Genomic DNA, 6,418 nt, shown 5'->3' with positions numbered 1-6,418 from the left:
TTATAAAGAAAAGATCTATTTACTTTTAATCTTAAACTTTTTGATTCTATAGGTATATAGATATATTGTCTACATGGATATTTAAAACTTGGATTAACTTATTTGGATCGATCTCAATCTGAATACCTCTTTTACCGCCACTGATAACAATAGTTTCAAAATTAAGGCAGGAATTTCCAATATAAGTAGGAAATTTTTTTTTCATTCCTAAAGGAGAACATCCCCCCCTCATATATCCTGTTATCTTTAGAAGATCTTTCATATGAACCATCTCAACTTTCTTGTTTTGGCTAACTTTAGCCATTTTTTTCAAATCTAATTCCATTTCTCCTGGTATACATGCTACTAAATAGCCTGTTTTGTCTCCGAAAAGAACTAAAGTTTTAAATAATTTATTAATATCAACATTAGTTTTTTTAGCCATAGTCACGGCACTAAGATCAGACTCATCGTATTCATATTCATTGGTTATATATGTAATTTTATTTTTATCTAAAATTCTCATAGCATTTGTTTTTTTCATAATTCCTCCTTGAACGGTTCTTAAAATTAAAGCTTATCATATAAATATAAAATGTTGAAGAGGGAAAATAATAATAAAAGGAGGACTAGTTGTCCTCCTAATATCTATATTTATCTACATTTTTATTATAAAATAACTTCTTCCTTTAACTTTAAATTCCACTGGTTTTCTCTCTCTTACTTTTTTAAACTTTGTGTGGGTATATCTTTTTACCATTTTTTGAGGATAATCTTCTGCTTTTTTTCTACTCATAGTAACTATGGCATTGATAACTTCAGATTTTTTATTACTTACTAAATAATCCTCATTCATACAACTAAATAAAACACCTCTATAGATCGGGTCTCCTTTTATTTGTTTAAAATTTATATTTTTTCCTAATCTTTCATTGATATATAGGCCTAGAGCCATCATTCTATCTTTCATAATTATATTCTCCTTCTGGATGCTTATTAAGACTATTTAATAGCATTATTGCTATTAAAATATTTCACCCTTTTTATACAGATATACTTCTATTTTTAGATGAAAATTTGGCTGAGAGATCCCAGCCAAATACTTTTATTTTTCTGTTTTATTAAATGCTGCGGTGATTAAACCACTAAATAATGGATGCGGTCTATTAGGTCTTGTTTTAAATTCTGGATGGAATTGTCCAGCGATAAAGTAAGGATGATCCTTAATCTCTATTATTTCAGCTAACCTTCCATCTGGAGATGCTCCTGAGATGATAAGACCAGCATTTTCCATATTTTCTTTGAATTCATTATTGAATTCAAATCTATGTCTATGTCTTTCATAGATTAATTCTTCTCCGTATAATTCACGTGCTAAAGTTCCATCTTTTAATTTACAAGGATATAATCCTAATCTCATAGTTCCACCCATTTCTACACCTTTTTGATCAGGCATAATATCGATTACTGGATGAGTAGTATCAGAACTAAACTCTGCTGAATGGGCATCTTTCCATCCCATGATAGATCTAGCATATTCAATAACTGCTGTTTGCATTCCAAGGCATATTCCTAAGAATGGTATCTTATTTTCCCTAGCATACTTTACTGATGCTATCTTACCTTCTACTCCACGATCTCCGAATCCTCCAGGAACTAATATTCCGTCAAATCCCTTAAGGTCATTTAAATTTAAATTCTCAGCTTGAAGATAAGTTACTTCAGCTTTGATATCTTGATGGTATCCTGCATGTTTTATTGATTCATCGATAGAGATATATGCATCTTTTAATTCTACATATTTTCCAACTACAGCTATTTTAACTTTTTTAGATGGGTTTTTGATTTTTTCTACCATAGCTCTCCATTCTGTAAGAGCAGGTTTTTCATTAGATACTCCTAATTGTTTACAAACTACATCTGCTAAACCATTTTCTTCTAAGTTCATAGGGACTTCATAGATAGTAGGAGCATCGATACACTCGATTACAGCATCAGCATCTAGATCGCAAAATAGTGATAATTTATCTTTTAATGATTGAGGAAGAGTATGCTCAGTTCTACATACTAATACATTTGGTCTTATTCCTAAAGTCATAAGTTGTTTTACTGAATGTTGTGCAGGTTTAGATTTTAATTCTCCAGCTGCTTTTAAATAAGGAACTAATGCACAATGAACATATAGTACATTTTCTCTTCCTACATCATATCTAAATTGTCTGATAGCTTCTAAAAATGGTGTAGATTCTATATCTCCTACAGTCCCACCAATTTCAGTGATAACGAAGTCAGAGTTCACTTCTTTACCTACAATTTCGATTCTTGATTTAATTTCATTTGTAATATGAGGAATAACTTGTACAGTTTTACCGAGGTATTCTCCCTTTCTTTCTTTATTGATAACTGTTTGATAGATTCTGCCAGTCGTTACACTACTGTATTTAGTTAAGTTTTGGTCGATAAATCTTTCATAATGACCTAAGTCTAAGTCTGTTTCTGCTCCATCATCAGTTACAAATACCTCACCATGTTCATATGGATTCATTGTTCCTGGATCTATATTGATATATGGATCAAATTTTTGAATAGTAACAGAATGACCTCTTTCCTCTAAAAGTCTACCTAAAGACGCTGCTACGATTCCCTTTCCTAAAGATGATACTACACCACCGGTAACAAAAATATACTTAGTTTGTTTCATATAACTCCTCCTAAAATAATAGATTGGACACATAAAAAAAAGACGAAAAAAAAAACGGATGTTTTGATTTATCGTCTATAATAATTTTTTTGAAAACAGAAATTATTTTCCTCTGTTTAATTCACTTTAATTAGTATACTATAGAATCTAAAAAAAATCAATGTTTTTTTAGATTCTATAGCATTATTACTATTATTACCCTTCAATTGGGTTTAAATTAATTTTAGGATTCAAATTTAAAATAAAGTGAGTAAGTAGATTTATTTCATCTTCAATATCATAAAAACTAGCAGTTTCCACTGGGGAATGCATATATCTAATAGGAAGCGAAACTAAAGCTATAGGAACACCTTTCCCAGTGAATTTTATAGTATCAGCGTCTGTCCCAGTATTTCTAGGAGTTAACTCATATTGTAATTTTATATCTAATTCTTTAGCTGATTTTTCTAATTCTGCATTTATCTTAAGACTGATAGGAGCGCCTTTGGCTAAGACAGGTCCCCCCTCTAATGAGAACTCTCCATTGGCATTGGTATCTACTCCAGGGTAATCAGTAGAAAAGGTAACATCACAAACTATAGCCATATCAGGATTAATTTTTGAACCAGCAAAATAAGCTCCACCTTGGTTAGTTTCCTCAGTACTTGTATTAACTGCATAAACTCCTATTTCAAGGTTTTCCTTGGCTAACTTTCTTATGACTTCTGCTATGATAAAACTTCCAGTTTTATTATCCAAGGCTTTACCAGCAATTCTATTTTCTTGTAAAAGTTCAGTTTTTCTTTTGTAGACGGCCATATCTCCGATATTTAAAAAATTTGTTGCAGATTTTTTATCTTTAAAGCCACAGTCTACATATATATCATCCATAGTAAGGTTTTCTTTTACTCCTCCATGGTGTTCAGCATTGGCCCCTACTACTCCAATTACTTCTTTTTTACCTAAAAATTTTATTTTCATTCCTACAGCAACTTTTGGGCTTATTCCCCCTAGTTTCTCTAAGAAGATAAAACCGTTAGAATCGATTCTTTTTACCATAAATCCAATTTCATCTCCATGAGCTACGATCATAACTTTAAAATCTGCATCTGGGTTTAAAACTGCATATGCGTTGCCGATGTTATCACTCTCTGTTTTGTGGGAAAACTTTTTTACGTAGTTTAACCAAAGAAGTTGTACTTCTTTTTCCATTCCAGATGGTGAACAAGTACCTAATAGGTCCATTAAAAATTTTCTGTTCATAAAATTAAACCCTCCTGCTATTTTTATCTAAAAATTATAAATTTTAATAATACATTAAAGGTTATAAAAAATATTGTGACTAATTGGATACAATACCAAGTTATTTTTAGTCAAATTTAATATACATTTTTTTTATCTTATCTACGGTATCCCAGATGTTAGTTTTAGAATCAATATAAATTTCATTGTCCATATACTTTTTATAGTTACCTATCCTTTCGTCTAAAAGTTCAACAATACGAGAATATAGATCTTCTACATTATTTAGAAGAGGCCTAGTATTTCTTCTAGAAACTCTATTGTAAATACACTCAATGGTACAGTCTAGGTAGATTACAAAACCATTTTCTTTTAGAAGGGTTATATTGGTATCAGATGCTACTACACCGCCCCCTGTTGAGATAACAGTATTATTCATTTTTGAAATTTCTTTAACATATTTGGCCTCTATGGCTCTAAAATATTTTTCGCCTTTTAAAGCAAATATATCTTTAACTTCCATATTTTCTTTCTGTTCTATATAATGGTCTGTGTCTACAAAGTTCATTTCTAGAACTTTAGCTAACTCTCTACCAACTGTAGATTTTCCACTTCCCATAAATCCTATTAAAATCAAATTTTGTTTCATAAGGTTCACCTCGAGACAATTATATCATAATATTAAATACTTTTGATTACTTTTATTTTGTCTTTTTCAGGTGAGATCTATTTATTAAATAGAGAACTGTAATTTTATAAAAAAAAAGGATATTATAAGGCTTTTATGTATATATTTTAAATGCTAAAATTAGGGATATGTAATAATTAATTTCACATATATATAGTTTATGTGTATAACTTAAATAAGCTTTTATAAAAAACTAGCTAAAAAAACTAATTTCTTAAAAAATAAATTTAATAATTATGGTACAATAATTCGACAAACATTATTAAAAAGGAGGATACAAGTATAATGAAAAAGATAATTGTTGCTTTAATAACTCTTCTTTCTTTAAATATTTATGGAGAGGTAGAAGTAAAGAGCAAAAAGGCATTTGATGTAGATGGAAATAAATATATAATTAGACCTTTATACGGAATAGCGACATCATCAGATATAGGGGAACTATTGACCTTTCAAGGTTTAAAAAAAAGTACAAATGGAGGTAAAATTGCTGGGGTGCAGGTAGAAAGATATGTATATAAAAACCCCTATAATTTTCCAATAAATATAACTTTACAGAATAGTTTTATCACTCATTTCAATAGTTATAGTGGGGATAAAGCTGATTATTATACTAATGATAATACATATGAAATAAATTTTGGTATAAAAATATATTGGTTAGAGTTCCCATGGGATAAATATGTTCGTACAAGGCTAGGAGTATCGGAAGGATTTTCTTATACAAGTAATATTACTAACTTAGAAAGAGAGAATCAATATGGTAAAAATAACTCTAATTATCTAAATTATATTGACATTACTCTTTCATTTAATGCTAAGGATATTACCAAGATAGAGGAGTTTGAAGATACATATATTGGGGTAGGAGTTTCACATAGATCAGGAATATTCGGTACTATTAACGGTGTAGATGGCGGATCAAATAATGTGATATTCTTTTTTGAGACGGAATTATAGGAGGAAGAGATGCAAAAACTAATATTGTTTTTAAGTTTAATGATCAGTATGACTATAACAAGTTTTGGTCAAACTACAAATTTTCAGCTGGGATTAACTCCTACTTTAAATATAGGCAAAGGTGAAGAGGTCAATGGATTACGTATTCCCGTATTTTTTGGAACTACAGAAAAAGTTACAGGGGTTGATTTTAATATATTTACCAGTGATGTTGATGAATTTACAGGTCTACAAGGTGGAATTTTTTTAGGAGCAGGGATATTTAATAAAGTTAATACTAAATTTAAAGGAGTAGGGTTAGGTATTGTTAACCTTCACGGAGGAACTAGTAAAGGACTTTTATTAGGGGCAGGAAACCTTACAAATGACTTTACAGGATTAAAATTAGGTATATTTAATTATTCAAAATCAAAGTCAAATTATGAATTTGGAGTAGTTAACTATTCCAAGGAAGTATTTTTTCAATTTGGACTTTTAAATATTGCAGGAAAAATAAATGGTATTCAGATAGGATTATTAAATTTTGCAAATAATGGTGTTTTTCCGGTAATGCCTTTTTTGAATCTTAATTGGAAGCTTTAAAAGTAAGAAAATTATTAAAAATAGATTAAAAGAAAAATTATTAAGAAATTTTATATTTTATTTTAAAAAGAAGGAGGAAGCGATGAAGGACAGACAACTGTTAAGTGAATTTGCAAACGTAATAAACTCCGATAGGTATCAATATACAGAAAGTGATGTTTTCTTAAAGGAAGGAATGGAAGAAAAAATAGCTGTTTTTGACATGTACTTTCGAAAAACAGAGGACGGAGGTTTAGCCGTAGTTTCTGGGATTTATGAAGTGATTAAACTAATAGAAATTTTAAATAGTA

General features: G+C 29.7%; 7 protein-coding genes and 1 pseudogene. 3 read left to right on the top strand and 5 right to left on the bottom strand.

The window, feature by feature from the left end:
- Positions 1-46 precede the first annotated feature (46 nt).
- From ybaK to WBG30_RS02460, 5 genes are all read right to left on the bottom strand, one after another.
- Entirely contained in the window at positions 47-523 is a 477-nt protein-coding gene (gene ybaK / locus WBG30_RS02480; protein WP_424503062.1) for a Cys-tRNA(Pro) deacylase, read from the bottom strand.
- 114 nt (positions 524-637) lie between these two features.
- Positions 638-949, bottom strand: coding sequence for a hypothetical protein (locus tag WBG30_RS02475; RefSeq protein WP_424503061.1), 312 nt, complete (start codon positions 947-949; stop codon positions 638-640).
- Positions 950-1,084: 135 nt separating this feature from the next.
- Entirely contained in the window at positions 1,085-2,680 is a 1,596-nt protein-coding gene (locus WBG30_RS02470; RefSeq protein ID WP_424503060.1) for a CTP synthase, read from the bottom strand.
- 195 nt (positions 2,681-2,875) lie between these two features.
- On the bottom strand, positions 2,876-3,922 hold the full coding sequence (locus tag WBG30_RS02465) for a hypothetical protein (RefSeq protein WP_424503059.1): 1,047 nt from the start codon (positions 3,920-3,922) through the stop codon (positions 2,876-2,878).
- A 106-nt stretch (positions 3,923-4,028) separates the two neighbouring features.
- The gene (locus WBG30_RS02460; protein WP_424503058.1) at positions 4,029-4,550 is read right to left on the bottom strand and encodes a shikimate kinase; all 522 of its coding nucleotides are present in this window, start codon (positions 4,548-4,550) and stop codon (positions 4,029-4,031) included.
- A 324-nt stretch (positions 4,551-4,874) separates the two neighbouring features.
- Between WBG30_RS02460 and WBG30_RS02455 the strand changes: the two genes are divergently transcribed.
- The 3 genes and pseudogenes from WBG30_RS02455 to WBG30_RS02445 all read left to right on the top strand — a co-directional run.
- Positions 4,875-5,546 (top strand): hypothetical protein, encoded by a 672-nt coding sequence (locus WBG30_RS02455; RefSeq protein WP_424503057.1) that lies wholly within the window; start codon positions 4,875-4,877, stop codon positions 5,544-5,546.
- Positions 5,547-5,555: 9 nt separating this feature from the next.
- The gene (locus WBG30_RS02450) at positions 5,556-6,128 is read left to right on the top strand and encodes a hypothetical protein (protein WP_424503056.1); all 573 of its coding nucleotides are present in this window, start codon (positions 5,556-5,558) and stop codon (positions 6,126-6,128) included.
- A gap of 82 nt (positions 6,129-6,210) precedes the next feature.
- Positions 6,211-6,418: pseudogene (locus WBG30_RS02445) on the top strand (nicotinate phosphoribosyltransferase); the annotation flags it as partial.

It is taken from the genome of Psychrilyobacter sp., assembly GCF_049671765.1.
GTDB lineage: Bacteria > Fusobacteriota > Fusobacteriia > Fusobacteriales > Fusobacteriaceae > Psychrilyobacter.
This window is presented reverse-complemented; position numbering and strand designations above follow the sequence as displayed.